The organism is Weissella sp. DD23 (assembly GCF_001579105.1).
Classification (GTDB): Bacteria; Bacillota; Bacilli; order Lactobacillales; family Lactobacillaceae; genus Weissella; species Weissella cibaria.
Genome location: NZ_KQ970390.1, coordinates 502,822 through 504,508, shown reverse-complemented (window position 1 = coordinate 504,508; position 1,687 = coordinate 502,822). Strand labels below are relative to the sequence as shown.

Annotated in this window: 2 protein-coding genes and 1 pseudogene; 2 read left to right on the top strand and 1 reads right to left on the bottom strand. The window is 43.2% G+C overall.

The genetic code is table 11. The features are described 5' to 3' along the window. Positions 1 to 409 (top strand): metallophosphoesterase family protein (locus WEIDD23_RS02460; protein WP_062358735.1); only part of this gene is annotated, 409 nt, incomplete at its 5' end. Positions 410 to 461: 52 nt separating this feature from the next. On the opposite strand, the gene WEIDD23_RS02455 is transcribed toward WEIDD23_RS02460, so the two are convergent. After that, the gene (locus WEIDD23_RS02455; protein ID WP_010373840.1) at positions 462 to 1,073 is read right to left on the bottom strand and encodes a DsbA family protein; all 612 of its coding nucleotides are present in this window, start codon (positions 1,071 to 1,073) and stop codon (positions 462 to 464) included. Positions 1,074 to 1,360: 287 nt separating this feature from the next. Here WEIDD23_RS02455 and WEIDD23_RS02450 point away from each other — a divergent pair. Continuing rightward, positions 1,361 to 1,687: pseudogene (locus WEIDD23_RS02450) on the top strand (GTP pyrophosphokinase); the annotation flags it as partial.

Genomic DNA, 1,687 nt, shown 5'->3' with positions numbered 1-1,687 from the left:
ATTATCACGTTCAGACGAATTGTTTAACGACTTGATGCCAGTTATCGGCAACATGGACACTGATCCAATGTTCCCAGATGACCGTGATTATGCAGACGACAATTTCACGTTGTATCAAACACACGGTCACTTGGTACACACTGAGGTGTCATTAAACCAATTACGTGAAGTTGCTTCAGCAAAGGGTGTTGATGTCGTGACGTCAGGTCACACGCACGTCCTTGGAGCAGAAGAGATTGATGGTCGTTTGTTTATTAATCCTGGCTCAATTGCATTGCCAAAGGGTCAATATGCCTACTTGGGTGGTACGTATGCAATCTTGACGGTAGAACCAACCCAATTTATTGTACAGTTCTACACGCGTGATATGCAGCCTGTTGACGGGCTACGTTTTACGTTTAAGCGTTAATAGATGAAATATTAAAAGGCGTTAGCGAGTTGTTCGCTAGCGCCTTTTGTTTTTAGCCTTCTTCAATCTCCGTGACGTGACCATTATGGAGGTAACCGTCGTATGTGTTAAGTTGGTGACTGGCTGATGGTGTAATTAGCGAACGAAGACTTTCATCGGAAAAATCAGTTGTTCGACTGGCATGGTTCGCACCGTTTGTATTGTAGACAACCAAGGTTGGAAACTGAGTGACGCCCATTTCAGCGGCCATGTTGTGATCAGCACGGTAGGCTTGAATCGTTAAATCGCTGTTACGATCCTCTAAGAAGAGGGTTTGATCAGCTGCAATATCTGTAACGAGTCCCATGACGAATTCGTCGGTATAAGGTTGACCGCTGAAAATAGCGGTTTGGGCGGCTTCTAAGAAACGACGGGCAACTTTTTTTCCTTGGAATTGTAGTGCCTTAACGTCTAAAATGAAGCGATACATGGTTTGCGATAGCACTTGTTCTTGCTCAGGATGACCAAGCGCTACGGCGGTTTCATGGACGGATTGCATCGTCATCACAGGGACGACTTGCAAAGCGATTTTTTCTGTTGCTGTTGTTACGTATGACGCCAATTCCTTCTCGGTCTCTAAGCTATCACCGGAAAGTGGGTTCACGAAGTGGTACACCTCTAACATAATGAGCCACGACCTCCAAAACTATTTCTCTAAAATATCTGTGATAATATTAAACGTTTTACTAGGCGATTGTCTAATCGCAACGCCTAAAAATGTGCAACATTACCAATTCTTAAACCAGCTGCAATAGTTGTCATATTATCTATGAACATTTTGTGACTGATTTGTGTTTTTTCAACATGACTAAGAATAAATCAAAACCAAAATATTTGCTTGGATAATGTCTTAGAAATGCCAAATCGTTTGGTATAATAGAAACAGTGAGAAAAAATCGGGGGATTGACGACATGACACATAATGAATGGGACAAATTGTTACAGCCATACGTTCAGGCCGTTGACGAATTAAAGGTTAAGTTGCGCGGCATGCGAACGGAATTTGAGTTGGCCGGCATCAAGACACCCGTTGAATTCGTAACGGGGCGTGTGAAGGCAATTCCGGCCATTGAAGAAAAGTTGGTTCGCCGTCATATCGACATGGAACGCTTGGAACAAGACATGGAAGACCTAGCTGGTGTCCGTATTATGACGCAATTCACGGAAGACATTTTTAAAATCGTGGACTTGCTCCGTCAGCGTAAAGATATGGTTATTTTGGAAGAACGTGATTATGTC

Coding starts and splice junctions, on each gene's coding strand:
- WEIDD23_RS02455 (WP_010373840.1), bottom strand. CDS start 1,073: ATGTTAGAGGTGTACCACTTCGTGAACCCACTTTCCGGTGATAGCTTA.